21 protein-coding genes are annotated in these 21,989 nt (G+C 40.5%); 5 read left to right on the forward strand and 16 right to left on the reverse strand.

The genetic code is table 11. From position 1 onward, the window contains the following. Positions 1-20: 20 nt before the first annotated feature. The 3 genes from RMY27_RS04650 to RMY27_RS04660 all read right to left on the reverse strand — a co-directional run bounded on the left by RMY27_RS04650 (position 21) and on the right by RMY27_RS04660 (position 2,467). Complete coding sequence (locus RMY27_RS04650) at positions 21-1,043, reverse strand: zinc-dependent alcohol dehydrogenase (RefSeq protein WP_322661113.1); 1,023 nt, start codon at positions 1,041-1,043, stop codon at positions 21-23. Between the two features lie 111 nt (positions 1,044-1,154). Beyond that, a complete protein-coding gene (locus tag RMY27_RS04655; protein ID WP_322660868.1) occupies positions 1,155-1,340 on the reverse strand; it encodes a hypothetical protein in 186 nt (61 codons plus the stop codon). 56 nt (positions 1,341-1,396) lie between these two features. Beyond that, positions 1,397-2,467 carry a glycosyltransferase family 4 protein gene (locus tag RMY27_RS04660; protein WP_322660869.1) on the reverse strand — a complete coding sequence of 357 codons (1,071 nt, stop codon included), beginning with the start codon at positions 2,465-2,467 and terminating at the stop codon, positions 1,397-1,399. Between the two features lie 456 nt (positions 2,468-2,923). On the opposite strand from RMY27_RS04660, the gene xth reads away from it, so the two are divergent. Continuing rightward, the gene (xth, locus tag RMY27_RS04665; RefSeq protein ID WP_322660870.1) at positions 2,924-3,706 is read left to right on the forward strand and encodes an exodeoxyribonuclease III; all 783 of its coding nucleotides are present in this window, start codon (positions 2,924-2,926) and stop codon (positions 3,704-3,706) included. 292 nt (positions 3,707-3,998) lie between these two features. Here xth and RMY27_RS04670 read toward each other — a convergent pair whose 3' ends face one another. The 4 genes from RMY27_RS04670 to RMY27_RS04685 all read right to left on the reverse strand — a co-directional run bounded on the left by RMY27_RS04670 (position 3,999) and on the right by RMY27_RS04685 (position 8,675). Continuing rightward, a complete protein-coding gene (locus tag RMY27_RS04670) occupies positions 3,999-4,580 on the reverse strand; it encodes a hypothetical protein (protein WP_322660872.1) in 582 nt (193 codons plus the stop codon). Between the two features lie 162 nt (positions 4,581-4,742). After that, entirely contained in the window at positions 4,743-5,831 is a 1,089-nt protein-coding gene (locus RMY27_RS04675; protein WP_322660874.1) for a T3SS effector HopA1 family protein, read from the reverse strand. 97 nt (positions 5,832-5,928) lie between these two features. Beyond that, positions 5,929-7,170, reverse strand: coding sequence for an aminoglycoside phosphotransferase family protein (locus RMY27_RS04680; RefSeq protein ID WP_322660876.1), 1,242 nt, complete (start codon positions 7,168-7,170; stop codon positions 5,929-5,931). A 1,184-nt stretch (positions 7,171-8,354) separates the two neighbouring features. Continuing rightward, positions 8,355-8,675 (reverse strand): TMEM14 family protein, encoded by a 321-nt coding sequence (locus tag RMY27_RS04685; RefSeq protein WP_322660878.1) that lies wholly within the window; start codon positions 8,673-8,675, stop codon positions 8,355-8,357. An 87-nt stretch (positions 8,676-8,762) separates the two neighbouring features. Here RMY27_RS04685 and RMY27_RS04690 point away from each other — a divergent pair, with 87 nt between their 5' ends. The 3 genes from RMY27_RS04690 to RMY27_RS04700 all read left to right on the forward strand — a co-directional run bounded on the left by RMY27_RS04690 (position 8,763) and on the right by RMY27_RS04700 (position 13,071). Beyond that, positions 8,763-10,112 carry an ATP-binding protein gene (locus RMY27_RS04690; RefSeq protein ID WP_322660880.1) on the forward strand — a complete coding sequence of 450 codons (1,350 nt, stop codon included), beginning with the start codon at positions 8,763-8,765 and terminating at the stop codon, positions 10,110-10,112. A 198-nt stretch (positions 10,113-10,310) separates the two neighbouring features. After that, entirely contained in the window at positions 10,311-11,648 is a 1,338-nt protein-coding gene (locus RMY27_RS04695; protein WP_322660882.1) for a tellurite resistance TerB C-terminal domain-containing protein, read from the forward strand. Positions 11,649-11,742: 94 nt separating this feature from the next. After that, positions 11,743-13,071, forward strand: coding sequence for an ATP-binding protein (locus tag RMY27_RS04700; protein ID WP_322660884.1), 1,329 nt, complete (start codon positions 11,743-11,745; stop codon positions 13,069-13,071). Positions 13,072-13,117: 46 nt separating this feature from the next. Here RMY27_RS04700 and RMY27_RS04705 read toward each other — a convergent pair whose 3' ends face one another. From RMY27_RS04705 to RMY27_RS04715, 3 genes are all read right to left on the reverse strand, one after another. Beyond that, the gene (locus RMY27_RS04705; RefSeq protein ID WP_322660886.1) at positions 13,118-13,600 is read right to left on the reverse strand and encodes a cupin domain-containing protein; all 483 of its coding nucleotides are present in this window, start codon (positions 13,598-13,600) and stop codon (positions 13,118-13,120) included. 138 nt (positions 13,601-13,738) lie between these two features. Continuing rightward, positions 13,739-14,326 carry a Uma2 family endonuclease gene (locus tag RMY27_RS04710; protein WP_322660888.1) on the reverse strand — a complete coding sequence of 196 codons (588 nt, stop codon included), beginning with the start codon at positions 14,324-14,326 and terminating at the stop codon, positions 13,739-13,741. A 71-nt stretch (positions 14,327-14,397) separates the two neighbouring features. Beyond that, complete coding sequence (locus RMY27_RS04715; RefSeq protein ID WP_322660889.1) at positions 14,398-15,564, reverse strand: AGE family epimerase/isomerase; 1,167 nt, start codon at positions 15,562-15,564, stop codon at positions 14,398-14,400. A 222-nt stretch (positions 15,565-15,786) separates the two neighbouring features. Between RMY27_RS04715 and RMY27_RS04720 the strand changes: the two genes are divergently transcribed. Next, positions 15,787-16,719, forward strand: a complete 933-nt coding sequence (locus tag RMY27_RS04720) for an aspartoacylase (RefSeq protein ID WP_322660890.1) — start codon at positions 15,787-15,789, stop codon at positions 16,717-16,719. 53 nt (positions 16,720-16,772) lie between these two features. On the opposite strand, the gene RMY27_RS04725 is transcribed toward RMY27_RS04720, so the two are convergent. From RMY27_RS04725 to pheT, 6 genes are all read right to left on the reverse strand, one after another. Further along, on the reverse strand, positions 16,773-17,132 hold the full coding sequence (locus RMY27_RS04725; protein ID WP_322660891.1) for a type II toxin-antitoxin system PemK/MazF family toxin: 360 nt from the start codon (positions 17,130-17,132) through the stop codon (positions 16,773-16,775). After that, positions 17,119-17,349, reverse strand: coding sequence for a CopG family transcriptional regulator (locus tag RMY27_RS04730; protein ID WP_322660893.1), 231 nt, complete (start codon positions 17,347-17,349; stop codon positions 17,119-17,121). The genes RMY27_RS04725 and RMY27_RS04730 overlap by 14 nt, the downstream gene beginning before the upstream one ends. A gap of 193 nt (positions 17,350-17,542) precedes the next feature. Further along, on the reverse strand, positions 17,543-18,337 hold the full coding sequence (locus RMY27_RS04735) for a Tab2/Atab2 family RNA-binding protein (RefSeq protein WP_322660895.1): 795 nt from the start codon (positions 18,335-18,337) through the stop codon (positions 17,543-17,545). Position 18,338: 1 nt separating this feature from the next. Then, positions 18,339-18,674, reverse strand: a complete 336-nt coding sequence (locus RMY27_RS04740; protein ID WP_322660896.1) for a hypothetical protein — start codon at positions 18,672-18,674, stop codon at positions 18,339-18,341. Between the two features lie 42 nt (positions 18,675-18,716). Then, positions 18,717-18,986, reverse strand: coding sequence for a YciI family protein (locus RMY27_RS04745; RefSeq protein WP_114082327.1), 270 nt, complete (start codon positions 18,984-18,986; stop codon positions 18,717-18,719). Between the two features lie 304 nt (positions 18,987-19,290). After that, the gene (pheT, locus tag RMY27_RS04750) at positions 19,291-21,741 is read right to left on the reverse strand and encodes a phenylalanine--tRNA ligase subunit beta (protein ID WP_322660898.1); all 2,451 of its coding nucleotides are present in this window, start codon (positions 21,739-21,741) and stop codon (positions 19,291-19,293) included. Between the last annotated feature and the right edge of the window lie 248 nt (positions 21,742-21,989).

A 21,989-nucleotide genomic window follows, 5' to 3' on the forward strand; every position in this document is an offset into this window, starting at 1 on the left:
CACACTGTAACTAACACAATTTAAGGAATCATCGCTACTTTAATTACTTGTCGCGCTTTCATTTCACAAAACACCTGTTCTAAATCTTTTAATGGTCGTTGTTCGCTAATAAGTAACTCAAAGGGAATTTTACGACTAGCTATGAGTGCAAGGGCCGATCGCACATACTCTGGTGTATTATGAAACACGCCTTTGATAGTAAGTTCGCTATAGTGTAGCTGTTCTGTACTAACGGTAATGCTGGTATCCCGTGGACATCCACCGAATAAGTTGACTGTTGCACCAGGACGGGCGCAGGCGATCGCAGTTTCCCAAACACTTGGGACACCAGTGGCTTCAATTACTACATCTGCACCCCATCCTTGGGTAAATTCTTTTACTACACTGGGAATCTCTGGAATTTGATGATAATTAAAGGTCTGGGTTGCACCCAATTTCTGACCAATTTCTAGTCTGTGGTTATTACCTCCCCACAGCAAAACTTCAGCTTTCTCACTCAAGGCCGCTACAAACATCAGCCCGATCGCCCCATCTCCTAACACGACGACTTTATCTTTGGGCTTAATATTAGAACGCGCTACACCATGCAACACACAAGCTAAAGGTTCCGTCATCGCTGCCAATTGCCACGGCAACTCATCGGGAATCTGCAACATATTATGCTCTACTATCGGTGCAGGGATTTTCAAGTATTGGGCAAAAGTCCCATTATTCCAGGTCAAATTTGGACATAAGGAATATTCTTGACGTTGACAAAAAAAGCATTTCATGCATGGGGCAGAATTATTAGCGACGATGCGATCGCCTACTTGCCAATTTGTCACCCCTGTACCCACAGCAACAATTCGCCCAGCAGCTTCGTGACCAAACAGCGTTGGCGGTATCAGCATCCTAGCATGACCACCACGCCGCCAGACTTTCAAATCTGTACCACAAGTTGTTGCTGTTCCCACTTTCATCACAACTTCACCAGCCGCCGGAGTGGGGTCAGAAACTTGCTCTAAGCGTAAATCTTCTTGACCATAAAGTAACGCTGCTAACAAAACATTAAACCTATTAATTAGCTCCATTCGATTTTACCAGTTGGGGCTTATTGATAGGTTTAAACTAAATCAGTATTGATTTTTAGTAGGTTTTATATATTGATTGAAAAACTAGGTATTCACCGCTGGCTGGGGAAGCAATCCGGTGTTCCGAGTTTCCACATTAGGTAAGCGAGTAGCAGTTAACAGCGGTACTTCTTGTCGGCACGACAGGCAAAACCAATATAGTTCACCATGACGAGCATGACGCAGGAGAGAACCACCGCAGCATGGGCAAGTGTTGGCTCTCGTACTCATACCAATGTCCTCCTTAAAAAAATTGTTGTTTTAAACTAAGTCAAAAAAGCAGTTGATTAAAACTGAATGTTAGCTGCATGAATGCGGCCATTCGATTCTATGCGGTCTTTAATAATTTGTCTGTAAACAGCTTCATATCCGTTAACCATGTGGCTAACGCTAAAGTTGTTTTCTACGTGTTTTCGACAGGTTTGACGATTGAGTTCCAAAGCTGGTGGAATCATTGCCGCCATTTCTGCATAGCTATTGCAGATAAAACCTGTTTTACCGTGGGCAATAACTTCAGGTACGGAGCCGAAATTCATGGCAATTACTGGCGTACCAGTTGCCATTGATTCAATCATTACTAAGCCAAAAGGTTCTTGCCAGCTGATGGGGAAAAGAGTTATCGCAGCATTGCCCAAAAGTTGAGTTTTTTCAGTGTGGTTAATTTCACCGAGATATTCGATTTGCTCACCATCTATGTGAGGGACAATCTCTTGTTCAAAAAACTCCAATTTTTCTCCATCAACCTTTCCTGCCATCTTCAAGCGCCAACCAGTTTGTTTAGCAATGGCGATCGCATGGTGCGGGCCTTTATCTGGCGAAAAACGACCTAAAAATGCTAAATATGGAGGTTCTAAGGCTTGAGCTACAAATGGGTAATCTGCTAGCTCAATTCCGTTATAAACCGTGCCGACATAATTAAGATCGATTTGACGCTGCGAGTTACTAATGCTGATGTATGGTTGCTTTTGGTAGTAGCTAAATGCGTGACGGTTATCAGTTGTAAAATTATTGTGCAGGGTGTGGACTGTAGGAGTTACTGTTATCAAACTCGCTAAAGGTAATGCCGAAATCCCTACATGAGAATGGATAATATCGAATTGGTCAGCACGCTGGTAAACTTGACTTAGTTCTAGCATTTCATACACTGCATACTCTTTTACATTTGGGTCTAAGCGTAATGCACGTGGATAAACTGCTTTTAAATGAGCCAAAGTTTCAGAATCACCAGAGGCAAATAAAGTTACCTCATGACCGCGACGAACAAGTTCATCAGTCAAGCGACTCACTACCAGTTCTATTCCTCCATAATTAGGAGGTGGAACCCTTTCCCATAAGGGGGCAACCTGAGCGATTTTCATAAGTTTTTCTGGTTCAGTCTATGAAATTGTCCTCAATAATGATCTAGGTCATTATTTTATGAGTAAAGAGCATTTGTACTTACTCTTTTGACATTTAAATTTACCTAACAGTCTATCAAAAGCCCAATAACGGTTAACTGTACCGCAAATTTTCTGCCAACAAATCTAACTGACTATCGGCAAAAGTCAACTCTGAGCTACACTTCTAACCGTATAGCTAACCTATTATTTGTTGCATCTGTCTTGGGGATCATAAAGAGGTAGAATGTTTTGTAGCAGAACTTACAAAATTGAATATTTGGTAGTTGACAATACTAAAATATTCAATGGGATCAAGCCATTAAAGCTTCATTTAAAGGTAATTGGGAAAGATAACAGTAAATATAAATATTAAGTAATTGTACAATAATTACATAATTTGTAATTAGTAATTTACAAAAATTCTGATATTAACTAATGAAAATCGCTACTTGGAACGTCAACTCAATTCGCACTCGCCTTGAACAGGTTATCGATTGGTTAACTCTAAATCCTGTTGATGTTCTCTGCTTGCAAGAAACCAAAGTTGTGGATGCTGAATTTCCGCGATCGCCTTTTGAGCAGTTAGGGTATAACCTTTATATGTCAGGACAAAAATCTTATAATGGTGTAGCCCTGATTAGCCGCCAGCCACTCGTAAATGTCAGTAGCGGGTTTAGGGCGATTTTGCCAGATTTACATCACGAATGGGACGAGCAAAAGCGCGTGATTACTGGTGTAATTAATGGTGTACGGATTGTAAACTTATATGTTCCTAATGGCGCAGCGGTAGGAACGGAGAAATACGAATACAAACTGCGTTGGTTGACAGCGCTACACGAGTATTTGCGATTGCTGGTGTTGTCAGAATCCGCAATTTGTGTGTGTGGCGACTTCAATATCGCCTTGGAAGATAAGGATATTCACGAGCAAGTGAGTACAGAAAATCACATTATGGCAACAGAAACAGAGCGCCAAGCCTTACGGGATATTCTGAAACTGGGATTTGCCGATGCTTTTCGCAAATTCACCACCGAAGGTGGAAATTATAGCTGGTGGGATTATCGCTCTGCCGCTTTTCGTCGTAACTTAGGTTGGCGGATTGACCATCACTATCTTACGCCTATCCTGTATGAGCGTGCTACAAGTTGTATTATTGATGTCGCGCCGAGAAAGTTAACTCAACCCAGCGACCATGTGCCGGTAATTGTGGAATTTTGAATTGGGTATTGGGACAAAAAAGAGTGGAGTTTTGATGCTCATTAACGAGTATCAAATATGACTTACGCAATATTTCTCTGAAACTCTTATTTCTTCTCTGCGAGACTCTGTGCGTTGGCGGAAGCCTCTCGCAGAGAAGGCGGTTCGTTTTTTCATAATTTTGCGTAAGTCCTATCAAAGACTTATTTACAAGTATCAAAGGTTGCTGTAGGGCGTGTGGAGTTAGTTGATTGGAATGATAGCGGTATCTTAACGAGTTATAAAAATTAACGATAACTCTATATCGTGCTGTTTATTCATTAGTTTTTTTCAGTAATTGACTTAAACCGCCTAGTAAACGTTCGGCATTATGCTGCAACTCAGATGAGTGGGGTGAATTAGGATTATTCAATGCCCATGCTAATTTACTCTCTATAAAAGGTGTAGGATTTGTTTGAGAAACAATGTTTCTTTTTTCTTCATCAGATAATCCATGATAATCCCAGAACAATAACCTCTCTAAAGAAACTAAAGTTTGATAAGACTCATTTGCATTAAATTCAGAAGAGTAATTTTGAATAATGTCTAGTAGTAGTATAAGCCCGGTCTTTGATGAAGCTTTACCAATTGTAAATAATAAACTACTCTTTAATTTATTTGAATCAATAATCTCTCTTTGTAGGAATTCTACAATTTCTGCCTCTTCGTTATCCGCTAAATTTATATTTATTAACTCCTGTTTTATTAAACCATGATATCTACTCATTCTTTTTTCTAGTGGTAACTGCCAAGAATTAATTTCTAAGATGAATGATATGTCAGTAATTGCATTACTGCGTACACGTTCGTCGTCAGACTTTATCTTTACAAAAAGTTCGTTAATTAAATGATTCATAGCTTAAAATTGGTTAATTTAAACTAATCAATTTTAAACTTTAAGGGGGACTTGGCGGGATCTAAATTTCAGGCTTTAATACGTAAGTCCTATCATTCATAAATCTTAATTTAAACCACATCTGTCCTGAAACTTGTAGTTCTTCCCACTCCCTACTCCCCATCAATTTAACGGCTTGTATATATCCTTAGAACTAGGATTGAGATAAGGACGCTGCAAATCTATTAGGTGTCGCGCAAAGTGTTGGTCAATAACCCTCATCCGTTCCTCCATCGCATTTTTACCTTTTTGCCAAGCTTCCAACAAAGCATTTGCAACGATTTGGCAACGGTTCATCCCAAAACTTTCTTGTGCCGCAAATTTTTGGGTTGGTTCTTCGGCTAAACCTAATCCTGGAGCTAAAAATTTGGTAAACAAAGGAATTTCGGGCTGGAAATGGGATTGATTTTCGATATAAACAGTCTGAAGGATTGTGCGGATTGCTGGATAGTCAGGGAGTTCAAAGTAAAGTAGCCCTGAATCATAGCGTCCATAAGCAGAAGGGTTGTGGAGAACTTGAAAACTAAAGGGAATCGAGGCTGCATTTAGTTGCTGTGTCAAGCTTTCCATGAGAGCGATCGCACCAGATGCCGTAAAGTTAAAGTAGATTCGCCCTGCTCCTAAATCGGCGTCTGGGTTGCTTTGGCGTTCCTGTCCAACATTGCTAACTGCTAAGTAACAGCCATTTTGCAGTCGATTTTTGGGCATCCAGATTGCTACCATGTCACCCAGTTTGGTAGATTTCTTACTGGATTCTACATGGCAATCTGGCTCAACATAAAGTGTTAAACCGCCTTTAGTCACAGCCATAGTCCCATCAGGCTCTTTCCGCAACACCTGCCATCGAGGGTCAAAGTAACCGATGCCGTGATTACTGGCGTGCAGTTGCTCGTAAAAGTCCCAGTCAATCTCCAAAATGGAATTATCTGCTAAATTATGCTTTTGCGGTCGATTAGCATTATCAGTATTGACTGCCAAAGTACTTTGTAGGGAGCCATTGTAATAGATTCCATAGAGAAAATTTCGCAGTAGTAGAGTGAGATACTTCTGTTGTAAATCTACGGAATTTTTCTGAAATCTATCGGCTATTTTAGTCGGGAGAGCAAAGGGTTGATAATTGGGATGGTAAATACAAAAATTTGACTCAATCTGGATATTCTGAGCAATATCAAATAGAGAATTTAGCGATTGATTGATAGAGGAATTTAGCATTAATCCATTCAGAAATCAAACTGTAATAAAATAGAAGAAGTCAAAATACAGAATTCAGAATTGTGTATTCTTCTTCAAATTGTTCTACTCTTTACTACTAACAACCACGTAGCCGAGTTTTTTCGTAATAAATCCGAAGTAACTGCTGCTCTTTCACAGGCTGAGGAAATTTATGAATCTTTGCCACAGGATTCAGGATTTCTGACTCTGATATTCCGAAAATGGTCAGTACAGCTTGCTCTGGCATTACAAGTAAACTTTTAGCTACTTGCAACATACACAGTTCAACATTATTAAAGTGTTTACGGCACGTAATTATCTCCTGAATTTGATGAATTAGTGCTAGTCCCGCAAACTGGATAACCCGCGAAATAAAGTCACTGCGGTATTCTAAAATCATCGGGAAAGCATTTATATAAGCTCTAATTAAGGCAATAATTGAAGGTTGTAAAATCTCTAGCGGTGTTAACGCTAAATGTAGAGATTCTTCTAACTCAATGGTAGGGTCTACTACCAGACTCTTGAGCCAAATTTCTAAATAGCTTGCCAGTAAAGTTCCTAAATCAAAGGCTGGGTCTCCCCAAGAACAAGCTTCCCAGTCAATTAGTCGTATAAGACAATTGTCTAGTTGCTCCCATCTGGAATGAACCAAAATGTTGTTCAATTTCAGGTCGTTATGAGTTAAGCAGCAAGCATTCCAGCTATATGCCAAATCTGCGATCGCAGATTCCAAACTCTCGTATTCTTGATAAAGAACATAGAATTTTAGTGCATCCGTGGGAACAGTCCCAAGAATCTCCGGCCCAATTGACCCTACCCCTTGAGCTGGATTGTAAAACCCGTAGCGAAACTCTCCTTGGGGAGCAGTTGCCATAAAATCCCGATATTCTCGGCGGTTGTAGGTGGCGCGATGCAGTCCCGCCAAAGTTGTGCCGATGGCAGAGGCAATTTCTTGTGGAAAAATCTCATTGTTGTGGTATAATGTCGCAAGCTCTAGATATTCATTCAAGTAGCTACGGACAAGAATCGAATTTTCTTCGTCAAAATGCACTACCAATGGCGCGATTGCTGAAGTATTACCTAGAACTGGAAACTGTTGTAGCAACTGGTGAAACAGCCACTCCTGAAACAATTCATGAGGCGCGCCGTCATTGTTGTTAACGTTACGTTTTTGTTTAATGAGCAGTTGGCGATTATCTGCTAAAGTCACTAGTAAATTGAAATTGTTCTGACTACTTCCTGGCAACTCAGATTTGTCTGATGGGCCATCTTCTGAGCTACACAGACCCGCCTCTTGCAGATACTGGATAACGTTATGAGAAGACAGTGATAATACCATGTATTATTTCCTACTTCATTAAATTACTTAAACTTATCGTGTCAAATTTGCTTGGTCTTAAGAGTTTTTAGTAGATAGGAACTAATGCAAGAAGAGAAATGTGAATAACAATAAAGATTTCTACAATCTACTAATATCTCATATTTGGGAGTAAAACCTGCCAAAATGGCACCAAGTCCTTTGCCATTCCTTTAAAATTTGCTCCAAGATGCCGTGACATCTTTACACTTTATCAGCATAGTTACTCAGATACATCTAGAGTAAGTTTTGTGGTAAAGCCTTTTTTGTGGCCAAGAAGCATCCCCAGCAAAAAACTGATTGGTAGCAGATGTGTTTGATGTTCAGTAGTCATCCTCAAAGCAGCGAAGAATTTGAATAATCCTTCGCAATACAAAGCATGACATTCAACACTATTACTTTTATTTATCATCACCAAGCCAAAAAAACCGGAGTTTTTTAGCAATTAGTAATTATTTTTTGATTTAATTTTCAGAATTTATCCCTGGAAAGCTTGTTATCACGTTATTTTCGTCACCTACAAATTGTAAATGACTATGGGCGATCGCAAACAAAGCCTATATGAGCGCATCTTATGTAAGTGTACTTTTGTCAAGCTTGAAACACGGCATTTTTCAAGTGGGGGATAACTGTTAAAACTTTAGCCAGAGAATGCACAAGCCTACTTTGGATGGGGTATTGTCTATCAGAAAAAAGGAAAGAATAACGCCGCACTATCAGAATATAATCAGACGCTAACAAAAGACGAAAAACTCTTGTCAGCCATCTTTAAACTTGGCTACATCAAGTACGAAATGGAAGATGTGGAAAGGCAATTCAACAGTAGTCTCGTAGAAGCGTAACGGCGATAAAATTTTTGCTTTTCTCTCTCTACTCTCTGTGCCTCTGTGGTTGAAAAGTAATTTATTTAACTAAAAATGCACAGAAAACACAGTCCCAAGAGCAATTATTTGCCAACAATTTTGCTCACCTTGATAAAGGTACTGTGCGCCCCTACCCGTTTACCTTATTTAGACAGAAATCGCCATAACTCATTGAGAATGCTAGAAGTTATTAGGCAAGGGTAACAACCTACAGTAATATAAACGTACTAATATAATTCAAAGCAGGGAAAGTCATGCCATACCAAAAAAAACAGGAGGGTGGTTATTGCTGAGAGACTAATGCTACCTTAAAGCCACAAATTGATTCACCATCACCGCCAATGCCAGCATACCCAAAATTGTCATTAATCCCGCAGGCATAAACTTGCGTGTTTTTGCCAGTCGAAATGCAAAGAAAACTACTAAAACAGCAGTAACTAACACTGCTAAAATTGCACCCCAAGTTTGTCCTTGGAGTTGAAAGTAAGCGGCAAGTATTAGTAAGAAACCGCTAATGCTACCACTTAGGAGTGAAACTCTACTTGTAGCTTGAATGTAGCCAATAACGCCACCCACTATCGCTAATATGCCGTAGGCAAAAGCAGCAACTATACCTAAATTCATTGTTAAAACCTATGTAGACTTTGACTTTACTGCCAGGGTCAGCAGACAATTTACCATAGCTATTTAGCTATACCACACAGTTGATTAATGGATAATAAAGCGATGCCAATGGCAATTACTTCCTCATATACAAGGGTTCAATATCTCCAGCGCCAAGCAGCCTCACTTTTACTGTACCAATCTGTTCTGCAAGGTGAAGTGGGGATAGTATTTCTGGAACTGTTGCAAGCTATACGTTACACTGAAGCCGATGCACGGGGTTGTCTCCAAGCTTACGGTAGTTACTTTCACGCTTTGGCTGCTAGAAATCAAAACTGGGAAGACTATTTAATTACTCAAATTCTCTTCTCTGACAATCCTTTTACAAGGTTGGCGGGAGTGCGAGAATTTGAAGATTTGCCTCCAGCTTTAGTAACAGCAGTTCAGCATGATTTACAAGTATTGCAAAGTCTCTATGAGTGTAGCAGCGCGTCTTTGAGCGAATGGGTACAAGGCGTAGCTCACATGCCGATTTCACCAGTAGTGTGGTATAAAGAGCAAGAATTAGTAGGAGTAGAGACAAAATTTACTACATATCTACAAGAGTTAGATAATTGGGGTGATGCTGTAGAAGAGTTAGCAGCTTATTATCGGCAATGTGGCTCTGGTTTATTTGCAGAATATCGCGCTTTACGATGGCAATCTGGTCAGTTTATCGGTATTAGGTATTCTGACCCGGTTAAACTGAGTGCGCTTGTCGGTTACGAATCTCAAAAAGATGCTTTGCTGAAAAATACAGAGTTTTTATTATCAGGAGAGATGGCACTACATGTATTACTTTACGGTAGTCGCGGTTCTGGCAAATCTTCTTTAGTGAAATCTTTGTTGAATGAATATAGCAATCGCAGCCTCCGCTTATTGGAAGTAGCAAAATCTGATTTAAAAGACTTACCAGAAATCGTGGAACATTTACGGGGTGTGTCACAAAAATTTATTATCTTTGTCGATGACCTTTCATTTGAAGAAGATGATGATGCCTTTAAAGCTCTCAAGGTAGTTTTAGAAGGTAATTTAACGGCGCGGCCTCAAAATGTAGTTGTGTATGCTACTTCCAATCGCCGCCACCTGATTCGGGAGTTTTTTGTGGATAGACCTGCACCAAAGGATAACGAAGAAATCCATGCCTGGGATACGATGCAGGAGAAGCTTTCATTTAGCGATCGCTTTGGTTTAACCTTAACTTTTGAACCAGCTAATCAGAAAACTTATTTAAAAATTGTACAACATCTAGCGGTACAAGCTGAAATTAATATTACCCAAGAAGATTTGGAATTTCAGGCATTACAATGGGCCACTCGTCACAATGGTCGTTCTGGACGTACAGCACGACAGTTTGTTGATTTTTTAAAAGCAGATTTAACACTTCTAAATACAAGTAATAATATATCCAACACGTAATATTAAATTTTATTGGTGATTGTACTTTTTTGTGATTTACACAACAATGCTATGCACCAGTAAGTCAAATTAAATGTTTGAGAACGACTATGATACTAAAGCTGACAAATATGCCTTGTTTTCCTAAACAAAACAATGGATTAGCAACTACTTACATTAAGCATTTTATATGTATATAATTTTTAATTAAAAATTACTATGAGAGCTACTTATTCAGATAATTTAATTACGCTAAAAACCAGCAATATGCAATCAGTAACGATCAGCAATCGATTTATACTAGTGATAGTTGCCTTTAGTGTGAGTTTTGGTCTTAGCCTTGTCCCAAGCTGGGATTTTAATAAAGCCTTTCTCACAGGTGTAATTACTGCCGTTACTATCCATACAACAGCATTATTCATAGACAAGCGACGCAGAAATTATGAAATGTTTGTTATAGGTTCTCTGCGCAAGCGAATTAAAGATATGGAGGGATTAAAGGCTCGCGTTGTCAGAGAAATAAATCAAATTCAAGAACATCATAATTTATTATATGCTGAATCACAACAGTTGCAAAATCAAGTCATAGAAAGCCGTAGCAAAAGAGATAGCCTACATCGAGAATTAAGAACCTTTGCAGGACAAAAGAAGCAATTAGAAACAGAAGTTAGTAGTCTGCAAACTGAAATTAACAATTTGCAGAAAAATCAAACTGAATTGAACAATGCATTTTCTATCCTCACAGCAGAGAAGCGCCGTCTAGAGTCAAATTGTAATGTATCTCGTGCTGAAATCACCCAATTACAAAGCCAAATTTCTGAGCTACAACACGAGAAACAAGAAGCTGAAAGTAATTTAACTCTTTTAGGCAGACTCAAACCCCAATTAGAAGAAAAATTATATGAACTGCGAATTACAATTCAAGAGCTAGAAGTTGAGACAAACCAAAATAATCAATTGTTGGTAGCAACGAAAACCGAAAGAGAAAATATCCAAGCTATTCTTAATTCTTCACAAACTCAACTAGCAGAATACAAAGCCGAGTTGCAGCAACTACAAGGACAAGTTTCATTATTGCAAGAAGAACGAGACTCATTACAAAATCAAGTATGGGAATTATTACAACAAGTAGAAACCTTGAATCCAGAGCCTTTGTCGGAGAATTCCCAAGAAGATGATATTGAATTGTTTCCATTTTCGGAAATAATTGAATCTTCAAATGTAATTGTCAATTCGGAAGTTGAGACATCGGAAAATATCCCCGAAGAATGGACTAATTTTCTCGGAAATCTTCCAGGACATGAATTACAAGTATTAAAAGCTATAGTTGAACAAGATAATCCCAATAGTGCTATTAAAAAAATTGCCGAAGCAAATATTACTATGCCAAATTTATTAATTGATTCTATAAATGAACGGGCAAATGATACTATTGGTGAATTAATAATTAATTCTGATTTGGAAAGTCCAAAAGTTTATCAAGAGTATATAACAGATGTCAAAAAAATGATAGCGATGTATGAAGACCTCATGGCTAGACATACTTCGTCAAATTAAATTGTTATTGCCGTCGTAAGATTTAGTAGTAAGGTGATGTACCTTACCTACTTACTGCGTGCTTCTACGTTTAGAATAAAGTGAAGTGTAATACATGGCAAAGCTCAAAATCTCGAAAAAAATTTCCACTGCTTTAATCAATTCTCTTGGTGCAGGGGTCGTACCAAGAGTGGGAGTTGAATATATCGCAGTAGGTCGAGAAAAAGAACTCAAAAGCCTATTACAAAATCTTGACGATATTGCAGAAGGTGTCGCAGCATTTCGCTTCATAATTGGTAACTACGGTTCTGGGAAAAGTTTTTTACTGCAACTAATTCGTAACCGCGCGATGGAGCAAGGTTTTGTAGTAGCTGATGCTGATTTAGCCCCTGAACGCCGATTAGCTGGAAGCAACAATGAAGGTGTAGCTACTTATCGAGAATTAATGAGCCACCTAGCTACAAAAACTCGTCCTGATGGTGGTGCTTTAGTCTCGATTTTAGAAGGATGGATTAATAAAATTCAGCAAGAAGTGGTTAAAGAAACTGAAATGCGTCCCAATGACGATGGTTTTGATGACCAAGTTGAATCAAAAATTAGGGAAGTAGTTCAGTATATTGAAGATTTAGTTCACGGTTTTGATTTTGGTAGCGTGATTATCGCTTATTGGCGTGGCTACCGATTGGATGATGATAATTTAAAAAATGCAGCAATGCGCTGGTTGCGCGGAGAATTTACTACTAAGGTTGAGGCGAAAGCTGCTTTAGGAGTGCGGGTAATTATTGATGATGATAGTTGGTATGACTATATAAAACTTTTTGCTAAATTTGTTGCTGAAATTGGCTATAAAGGACTGTTAATTTTAGTTGATGAAGCTGTACATTTATATCAAATATCTACCACCGTTACACGAGAAAAGAATTATAATCGACTCCTCGCAATGTTTAACGACACCATGCAATGTAAAGCAGAACATCTTGGCATTGTTGTTGGTGGAACAACTAAATTTTTAGAAGATCCCAAACGAGGACTTTTTGCAGACCAAGCTTGGCAAAGACGCACAAAAGAAAGCCGTTTTGTTGCACAAGCTAATGTTCAGGAACATTTAGGGTCAGTAATCCGACTAAATCCGTTGAGTGAAGCAGAAATATTAACGCTTTTGCAACGTTTAGCTGAGATTCATGCACTCAATTTTGGGTATGAACAGACTTTAACAAATCGTGAGTTGAAAGAGTTTGTGCAAGAAATTATTAATCGCTTGGGTGCAGAAGCCTTACTTACACCAGGGGAAATTGTGCGAGATTTTATGAGTGTGTTGAATATTCTTCATCAAAATCCAGGAATTGCGTTTAGTGAATTAATTCATGGCTCCAAATTTAAACCTACTGCTATGAGTAAGGATGCAGATGTGGATGAGGATGGCGCAGCCGAATTTAGTTTGTAATTAATAATGAAGACACTGAGTCAGAAGAACAAGTAGATTGAAAAATTTATCTGTTTTCAGGATTGGTTAAAATAGCTTTTGGTTGATTAGCATTAAATAGAGAAGCAGACAATAGAATAATCGGTTTGTTTGTTTGGTTTTCTCCATAATGAACCATTCCGGCAGATTCAACTAAAGAATCTCCCACTGTCATCTGTATAGTTTTTCCTTTTTGAAGAATCAACTCTGTGCCGTTAGCTTTGGTGACTTTAGCTTCTCCTTCCACAACAGTAAAAGTTAAAGTTCCCGCTTCTACATGTACAACCTGCATTCCCGGATGAGTATGAGTAGGGAGTTTTGCTCTTGGTGCAATGGTATAGCGTACAAGCTCAAGAATCTGCTTTTGATCTTGAGCAGGATAACCACTCGCTAAAACTTCACGGGTAACAGATTGAGTGTAAGTATTGGGTGAGGAGATTTCTTGGCTTTTAACAACTACACTGCCAAAAGCTAGGATAGCTAAGGGGAGAATCAAAGACAGTTTTCTCATATTAAAAGTTTTTTGTTTAGGCAATACCTTTAATTAAATCATTTAAAGCATAAGGTATCAGTATTTAAACGTGTTTCAGAGAATAGAATACTCTTTTACGCGTAGGCGTAGCCCGCCGTAGGCATCGCACCAACAAAATCATTCACTAGCACTGTCTGGAAACAAGCGACTCAAGTCTAATAAAGTATTTTCAAATCCAGGAATCGCCACTGACTGGTTAGATAGAGAAATCTGCTTGCTGAGATAGCTAAACTTATTTTGAGCATTTTCATACGGTTGGCTATGACGCTCAAGTTGACGAGCCGATAAATTCACAATCCAGTAATGAGAAATTCCGGCTTCTGCATACAATGACAGCTTGGTTGTTTGGTCGTAATCTATGGTTTTATCCGAAATTTCAATTACTAACAAAATATCTTCGGGATAGGGATGATGAGCGAGATAATCTTCATCTCTTCCTCTTGCAATAACAGCATCCGGCTCAGGTTCACTTTGATTAGGAAGGGTGATGGGATCTTGTCCACGGATGACTGCTCCATCGCCTAAAAGCCGATCCAATTGACGGCATAGGATAGAACTACAAACTGTATGAGGCGTTCCCTTTGCTGTCATTTGAATCAGTTCCCCTCGAATCAATTCAATACGATCGCTCTCTGTCAGAAATCCGAGTTCAATCAATTGATGGTATTCTGCGATCGTAAATCGCTTAGGTGTCACAACATTCATGAGACATCTTTCCAATAGTACTTGTACACTAACAGAGATTAAACTGACTGCGTTGTTTACTGCCGCAGGTATCACAATGCCTCAAATTGCTGCCAACAAAGGTACAATGCACGTGGTACGTGAAAACATCCTTTCCATTTGCCTCCTTTGAGGTTCAACAATACTTCTCCACGGCGATTCAGGTAGCCAAACCATTCACCATACTCGGAATCAGCAAAGTGTGACCAGGCGTAATCGTGCATCTTTTGATACCATTCCCAACACACCTCACGCCCTGTCAACCGATAGCCCATCGCTAATGCAACCAATGATTCTAGGTGAACCCACCACAGCTTTTGATCCCATTCCAATTGTTGTGGGGGATGACCATCTGCATCCATAAAGTAATACAATCCGCCGTACTCGCTATCCCAAGCAAAATTCAGGATGTTTAACACCACATCAACGGCTTGGTTGATAGTTTTGGTGTCGTTTTTGCGACGGGCGATGTCCATAATGAACCACATAGCTTCGATACCGTGACCTGGGTTAATCAGCCGTCCCTCAAAAGAATCAATGTGGGAACCATCGGGGGCAACGTTTTCGTACATTAGTCCCCGTTCTTGGTCGAGAAAATCGGTCATCACTTCGCGGACTGTCTCAGCTAAGACATTCTCTAGTGTTTCTTTTGGCAACAACCATTCCATTTCTAGAGTCAGGTTAGCTAAAATCATCGGTACAGCCAATGATTTCATCGGGCGTGTGCCGGGATAGGTTTTATTATATTTGCCCTTTGGATTGTCCTTGCGGCGTAATACGTTGTTGTAAGCCTGTATCGCTACATCCTTTGCCCATTCTTCACCGCCAGCGAGTGCATATTTACTAAATGCCATCGCCGCAAAGCAATCAGAAAAGATGTTGTAAGGGTGAACCAATGGTTTCCCTTCACGCGTCAGGGCAAAGTACCAGTTACCATCGCTATCTCTGCCATGTTGGGCGAGAAAATTAGCGCCGTTGCTGGCAATTTTGAGCCAATTTTCGCGCTTTTCTAGCTGGTTGTAAAGCATCGAAAAAGTCCACACCTGGCGGTTTTGTAGCCAGATGAATTTGTCTGTATCATAAATTTTGCCTTCGCGATCGAGGCAAGTAAAATAGCCACCTTGCTCCCAGTCGAGGGAATATTTTTCCCAAAAAGGGAGTACGTCGTTGAGGAGAGCGTTTTTGTAAAGTTCAGCGATTGCTTGAAAATTATACTCCATAAATTTCCTCCCCTTTTGTGCTAAAACCAACAGCTTAACAGTTATCATATTTTGGCTCTAATATGGAGCGTAGGCGTAGCCCGCACTTCGGCTGCGCTCAGTGACCGTCGTAGACATCGCGTCAGCCTTTTACAAGATTTAGTCAGCAGCAGCTATACTTCTATCTTGGATCTTGCACCATTCTCAATAACTGTAGGGTAGTTTTTTAGATATGAGGTTGTTATGAGTCAGATTGAACGAGTTGCGATCGTTGGAGGAAACCACGGTAATGAGTTAACAGGAGTACATTTAGTCAAGAAGTTTCAGCAATATCCTAATTTAATTAATAGGGCAAGTTTTGAAACTCTGGCATTACTTGGCAATCTCAAAGCTATTGAAGAAGGCAAACGATACATTGAAAAAGATTTAAATCGTTGTTTCACTAATCAAGGTTTACAAAATCCCCAACTCTCAAGTTATGAAGATATGCGGGCAAAAGCAATGCAACAGATATTGCAACCGCAAAATCAGCCTTTTGTAGATGTAATTGTTGATTTGCACAGCACAACTGCCAATATGGGGTTAACTCTGATTTTTTGTGATATGCATCCTTTCTTGCTTCGGTTAGGTGCTTATTTAAGTTCTATCAATCCTTTGGTGAAAGTCTTTATTAATCAAGAATCCAAAGAAAATGGTTTTCTCCGTTCTTTGTGCGAATTGGGTTTTGTTATAGAAGTTGGGGCTGTAGCTCAAAATGTTTTAAACGCCGAATTATTTCAGGAAACAGAACAGCTTATTTATGCAGTTTTAGATTATTTTGAAGGGTGCAACCAGGGGAATATTCCGCAGACAACCAACCACCTTACACTTTATAAATACATTGGAACTGTCGATTATCCTAGAAGCGATGCCTACGGCGAGCGGTTCCTGAGCGCAGCCTCTCGTAGAGAAGGGCTGCCCCTACGCGGGGAAATTCAAGCCATGATTCACCCCCAGCTTCAGTTTAGAGATTATCAACCTTTGCATCCAGGCGATCCAATGTTTCTGACTTTTGAAGGAAAAGATATTTTCTATGAGGGAGCGTCTACTGTTTACCCTATTTTTATTAATGAAGCCGCTTACTATGAGAAAGGAATTGCGATGTATTTAAGTCAAAAGCAGGAAGAAATAGTTTAATTTGTTCATCGCTTTTGCCTCACTTTTATATCTATTTTTATTCCCTAACTTCTCTAAACCACAAATCCCAAAACTACATTTAAAGCTGTATGAATAAGTTCCCAGTAGTCTGACTCTAGTACACCAACCAAACCCAAAATACGACTATGATCAACAGCACGAATTTGCCCAATATCAATAAAACGGTCTTGGTCTAGTCCATTATTTAGTGTTGCTTTTATATTGACAACATAGGGGGCTTGTTTACTTCCGGGGCGAAATGGTATGACGATTGTCAGTAATCCATACTGATTCATGATGTCATTTTGCGCAATGAAACAAGCGCGGATTTTTTTTGCTTCAGCTCCCACTGTTGGATCGAGATTCACCCAACGTATTTCTCCTCGCCGATAAGTTAAATTACTCCCTGGCATTTATGCCATCTCCTGCAACACCATCCCAAGCAGCAATTTCAGCTTGATACTCTGCATTTTCAACATCCTGCTTTAGCGCTGTAATCATTTCTGCTGCTAAAATTCGGCGGCGGTGTTCTGCTAGCAGTGTATTGATGTATGCACTACGGTTTCCCTGTGCATACTGATCTACAAATTGCAGAATGTCTTCTTCTAAGGTAATTGTGACTTTGAGCATCTATAAATAATTTTGAGTATTACTATTTAGTATGACTTTATAATCATACTAAAATTTGCTAGACTTATACACCTGTCGTATATAGGCAAATTACAGTAAAGCGTAGGCCCATATTCCCTTGCGGTAAGACATCGCTTTAGTCGATTTATTTAGCTATAAAAATTAAGCAGACAAATATTTTTGGCAATTAATATCAATTTTCTGTCTGCAATAACCAAAAGCCGCTATAAGTCATCCCAGAATCATCGGGTTGAACTAACAAAAAATGCAATCCTCGGCAATGTTTTTTGCGTTGTTCAAATGCTTGGGCTGCTGTGGTAACTTCTGGATCTTCAAATGTGGCAACAATCCACCTATCTACCAAGCTAGCTTCTAATATTAAGCCATCCGGTGCGCCAGAAATGTAGTTCAAGCTTACAGGACGGGCTTGCTGCAACCACCGTGCTAGGCGCATTGATTGCCGTCCTCCATAAATTACTACACCAGGAACGGGGACTGTTGATGCCAAACCTAAATTGATCGGTTTGAAATGTTCCGGGATGTGCAAAACGGGAATAGGGCGATCGCTAAATCTCGTTTCTACATCACTAGCAGCTAAACTTGCAAAACGCCATTGTTCTCCCCAAAGGTTTTCTGGTAATGGTGTTGGGGGTGGTTTATCCAGGGTTGAGGGATATTGCTTTTCTTGTAACCACTGCTTTAATGCCAAGGTGTGGCGGGTAGGTTCGACATTTATACTTAAGTTGCGTCCAGCCGCTTCAATTAAGCTTAGAGATTGAGGACGAAACACCTGAATTACATCTGGCAATTTTTCACCAGCAGCTAGCTCAAGTTGAGTCGCAACCCAATTAGAATTTGCTGCTGACTGGAGACAGGTGGCTTCATATTCAAAGCTGCGAGTTGCGTCACAAATCAACAATTCCCATAAAATTTGTCCAGACGCATCTTGTGAGGGACGACGATAAAAATCAACCTGCCAAGTTTTCATATTATGTGGAGAATGGGCATTGGGCATTGGGCATTGGGCATGGGGCATGGGGCATGGAGGTATGGGAGAGATGAATGAGAGTTAAAACTAAAAGTTTTAGGTTCAGAGGCTCAACTTCCGAGTTCAGAGGTTCAACTTCTGAGTTAAAAGGCTCAACTTCCGAGTTCAGAGGCTCAACTTCCGAGTTCAGAGGCTCAACTTCTGAGTTCAGAGGCTCAACTTCCGAGTTCAAAGGTATAATTTCCGAGTTCAGAGGTTCAACTTCCGAGTTCAAAGGTATAATTTCCGAGTTCAGAGGTTCAACTTCCGAGTTCAGAGGTTCAACATTCAAGCTCATCTTCCCATGCCCAATGCCCAATGCCCAATGCCCAACACCAATTTATAAAGCCTGAATCCATTCTTTGACTGAATATTCAGTCCAGATGCCATTTTTCCAGTAAGGATCGTTTTCAATTAACTGGCGCACAGTGGCTTCGTCTTCGGCTTCGTAAATCCCAAAAACTTTTGTAACATCCTTGGTGGGGCCGATAGTAATCAGCACACCGGATTCTTTCTGTTTTGCTAATCCGTCTAAATGAGCTTCACGGTGGGGGGCGCGTTTTTCGAGAACGTCTTCGCAGTAAGTTCCCCAGAGTACATATTTAGGCATAGTTAAGACTATTTTGGATTTTGGATACTTCGACTTCGCTCAGTACAAGTTTTAGATTTTGGATTTTAGATTTTGCAGCCAGTGCATCGGGGAGTGAGGAATTATATCATGTTCGCTTGGTTACTTATTAAACTTCAAGAACCCCACCCCGCCAAAGCTACGCTTTGTCTCCCCTCCCCACCTGCGGGGAGGGGTTGGGGGTGGGGTGTAATAATTGTGGAAATCAAACTAATTACCCGGACTTGATATTATTAATTTCTCACTCCTAGCAAATGACAAATGACAAACGACAAATGACAAATGACTAACTTCTCAAGTTAACACCGAATTTTTCCACCAAGGCTTCGCGGACTTTATTATGTACTGGTTCGACTTCAGCCTCAGTCAGAGTGCGATCGCTAGCCCGATAAATTAAGCGGAATGCTAAACTACGCTGTCCTTCGGGGACGTTTTCACCCCGATATTCATCAAATAATTCCACTGATTCGAGCAAATCTTTACCAGCTTTGGTAATTACTTTTTCAATTTCGACAACTGAGATTTTCACGGGTGCGAAAAAGGCAATGTCGCGATCGCTAGCTGGATATGTAGAATAAGGCTGGAATGTGGGAATGAGAACTTCATCTTCTCCCAGAGAATCTAAAAGCACATCTAGATCCAACTGGAAAACATAAACGGAATCTGGTAAACCTTTTTCTCGTCGCAATTGGGGATGGAGTTGCCCAAAAATCCCCAGTCTGTTACCCCGAATCCACAGGGAAGCGGTACGTCCTGGATGTAAGCGATCGTCACGGCGATCGGGTTGAAATTCGATTTGCAAGCTCAGTTGCCGAAATACACTTTCTAAAATGCCTTTGGCTTCAAACCAGGTGATGGGTTCTTCGCGTCCACTTTTTGACCATTTGCCAAGACTGCGATCGCCTCCGATAATTCCCGCCAAGGCTTCTGTTTCTTGCAAACCGTCTTCTTCTTGCCAGAAAATTTGCCCGATTTCAAAACCGTTAAGGGCACCATTACCCTGCTCTAAATTGTATTGAAAGGCATCAATTAACCCAGATATCAAATCGGTTCGCAGCGCTGAATATTCAACAAATAAGGGGTTTGACAGGACTATATTTCTGTCTTCTCCTGGTTTGACTAAAGAATAGTGGATTAATTCTGTTAACCCTTCAGCCCGCAAAAAAGCTCGTAACTTGCGAATTAGTTCCTCGTCTAAAGGCAGATAACCAGCTTCCGCTTTTTCTGGTAAAGTATCGCAGAATTTGTTGTAACCATAGAGACGGGCGATTTCTTCAATTAAATCAATTTCTCGCTCTAAGTCGCGGTAACGATAAGGTGGGACAGAAACAGACCATGTAGGTTGATGGCTGCTATCTTCTCCTGAAGAAGTTAACTGACACCCCAATGCAGTCAGGATGCGCTCAACATCTTGTCCTTGGAGTTCGCCTGTGTCCTCTTCTAAATCGATGGGCCCTAATATCTGATTAACTCGTTCTAAACGCAGGGCGATAGAACGACTCCAAGTAGACGGATCGGGGCGGGTGTCGGCAATTTCTTGCTGGACAATAATTCCACTTGCTAATTCGCTAATTAAGGATAAAGCGCGGCGATTAGCTATTTCCAATTCAGCTCGGTTAACTCCCCGTTCGTATCTGCCAGAAGCCTCACTTCTTAAGCCCACACTCCGAGAAGAACGGCGAATTGCTACGGAATCAAATAAAGCTGCTTCTAAAACTAGGCTTTGAGTACCTTGATGGACTTCTGTTTCTTCCCCACCCATAACTCCGGCCAGTGCAACGGGTCTTTCGTTAGCGGTGATTAACAAATTTTGGGTTGTTAGGGTGCGAGTTTGTCCATCCAGGGTTTTGAGCGATTCTCCATTATTGACGAAGCGAACGCCGATGGTTAAATTTTCGCTACTTGCAACAGATTTTAGGCGATCGCGGTCAAAGGCGTGCAGTGGTTGTCCCCATTCCAACAAAACGTAGTTAGTAATGTCCACAACATTGCTGATGGGACGTACCCCAGCCGCCCGCAAACGCTGTTGCAACCATTCGGGAGATGGAGCAATTTTCACCTGTTCAATTACCGTACCGATGTATGCAGGACAAGCTTGGGTATCGGCAATTTTTAAAGCTAAATTTCCGGCATTTTTGGGAATAGATACTTCAGCAGGTTCAGGAATGCTCAACTTTCCACCCGTTAAAGCGGCTACTTCTCTGGCTACACCTACCATACTTAGAGCATCAGCGCGATTGGCAGTTGCGGTGAGGTCTAAAATTACATCATCTAAACCCAACAACGGCCGCACATCACTACCCAATGGTAAATTTTCCTGGGTAAAAATATGAATTCCGTCTACATCGGTGGGCAAACCGAGTTCCTTTAAAGAACAAATCATGCCCTGAGATGGGACACCACGTAGTTTTGCAGGTTTGATTTTTAAATCAATTTTGGGTAAGTAAGTACCCGTAGTTGCTACAGGCACATAGATATCTGCCTTCACATTGGCAGCGCCACAAACAATATTTAAAGTTTCACCTGTACCGATATCCACTTGGCAAACACTCAATTTATCGGCGTTGGGATGGGGTTGACGCTCAAGCACTTTGCCGATCACCACGCCATTTGCCCAAGTGCGGCGGTCTTCAATCTCTTCAACCTCAAACCCCGCCATTGTCAGGGTTTCGGCTAATTCTTCTGGACTAAGTTTTATCTCTACTAGTTCGCGCAGCCAATTTAGAGAAATACGCATGGAGTGTGCTTGTTTTAGGAATCGTCTTTTGCTCTTATTTTAGGGTGCCTGCTAGCGATCGATGGCTACTCGCCCTGCAAGGCGTACCCTTTCACTTGAACAATCCTACTACGTTAGACTGGCAATGTAAAAATTAAGTAAATACTGAGAATGTATCTACGCAGGGAAGTATGACATTATTTTTATTTGGTTGATTTTGACTTCAACTACATACGCCCGGATTTCTCGCTTGAGAAAAATCCGGGTGT

Origin of the sequence: Nostoc sp. DedQUE09 (assembly GCF_034530915.1) — a bacterium.
Classification (GTDB): Bacteria; Cyanobacteriota; Cyanobacteriia; order Cyanobacteriales; family Nostocaceae; genus Nostoc.

Coding starts and splice junctions, on each gene's coding strand:
- RMY27_RS04655 (WP_322660868.1), bottom strand. CDS start 1,340: ATGAGTACGAGAGCCAACACTTGCCCATGCTGCGGTGGTTCTCTCCTG.
- RMY27_RS04660 (WP_322660869.1), bottom strand. CDS start 2,467: ATGAAAATCGCTCAGGTTGCCCCCTTATGGGAAAGGGTTCCACCTCCT.
- xth (WP_322660870.1), top strand. CDS start 2,924: ATGAAAATCGCTACTTGGAACGTCAACTCAATTCGCACTCGCCTTGAA.
- RMY27_RS04670 (WP_322660872.1), bottom strand. CDS start 4,580: ATGAATCATTTAATTAACGAACTTTTTGTAAAGATAAAGTCTGACGAC.
- RMY27_RS04675 (WP_322660874.1), bottom strand. CDS start 5,831: ATGCTAAATTCCTCTATCAATCAATCGCTAAATTCTCTATTTGATATT.
- RMY27_RS04680 (WP_322660876.1), bottom strand. CDS start 7,170: ATGGTATTATCACTGTCTTCTCATAACGTTATCCAGTATCTGCAAGAG.
- RMY27_RS04685 (WP_322660878.1), bottom strand. CDS start 8,675: ATGAATTTAGGTATAGTTGCTGCTTTTGCCTACGGCATATTAGCGATA.
- RMY27_RS04690 (WP_322660880.1), top strand. CDS start 8,763: ATGGATAATAAAGCGATGCCAATGGCAATTACTTCCTCATATACAAGG.
- RMY27_RS04695 (WP_322660882.1), top strand. CDS start 10,311: ATGAGAGCTACTTATTCAGATAATTTAATTACGCTAAAAACCAGCAAT.
- RMY27_RS04700 (WP_322660884.1), top strand. CDS start 11,743: ATGGCAAAGCTCAAAATCTCGAAAAAAATTTCCACTGCTTTAATCAAT.
- RMY27_RS04705 (WP_322660886.1), bottom strand. CDS start 13,600: ATGAGAAAACTGTCTTTGATTCTCCCCTTAGCTATCCTAGCTTTTGGC.
- RMY27_RS04710 (WP_322660888.1), bottom strand. CDS start 14,326: ATGAATGTTGTGACACCTAAGCGATTTACGATCGCAGAATACCATCAA.
- RMY27_RS04715 (WP_322660889.1), bottom strand. CDS start 15,564: ATGGAGTATAATTTTCAAGCAATCGCTGAACTTTACAAAAACGCTCTC.
- RMY27_RS04720 (WP_322660890.1), top strand. CDS start 15,787: ATGAGTCAGATTGAACGAGTTGCGATCGTTGGAGGAAACCACGGTAAT.
- RMY27_RS04725 (WP_322660891.1), bottom strand. CDS start 17,132: ATGCCAGGGAGTAATTTAACTTATCGGCGAGGAGAAATACGTTGGGTG.
- RMY27_RS04730 (WP_322660893.1), bottom strand. CDS start 17,349: ATGCTCAAAGTCACAATTACCTTAGAAGAAGACATTCTGCAATTTGTA.
- RMY27_RS04735 (WP_322660895.1), bottom strand. CDS start 18,337: ATGAAAACTTGGCAGGTTGATTTTTATCGTCGTCCCTCACAAGATGCG.
- RMY27_RS04740 (WP_322660896.1), bottom strand. CDS start 18,674: ATGAGCTTGAATGTTGAACCTCTGAACTCGGAAGTTGAACCTCTGAAC.
- RMY27_RS04745 (WP_114082327.1), bottom strand. CDS start 18,986: ATGCCTAAATATGTACTCTGGGGAACTTACTGCGAAGACGTTCTCGAA.
- pheT (WP_322660898.1), bottom strand. CDS start 21,741: ATGCGTATTTCTCTAAATTGGCTGCGCGAACTAGTAGAGATAAAACTT.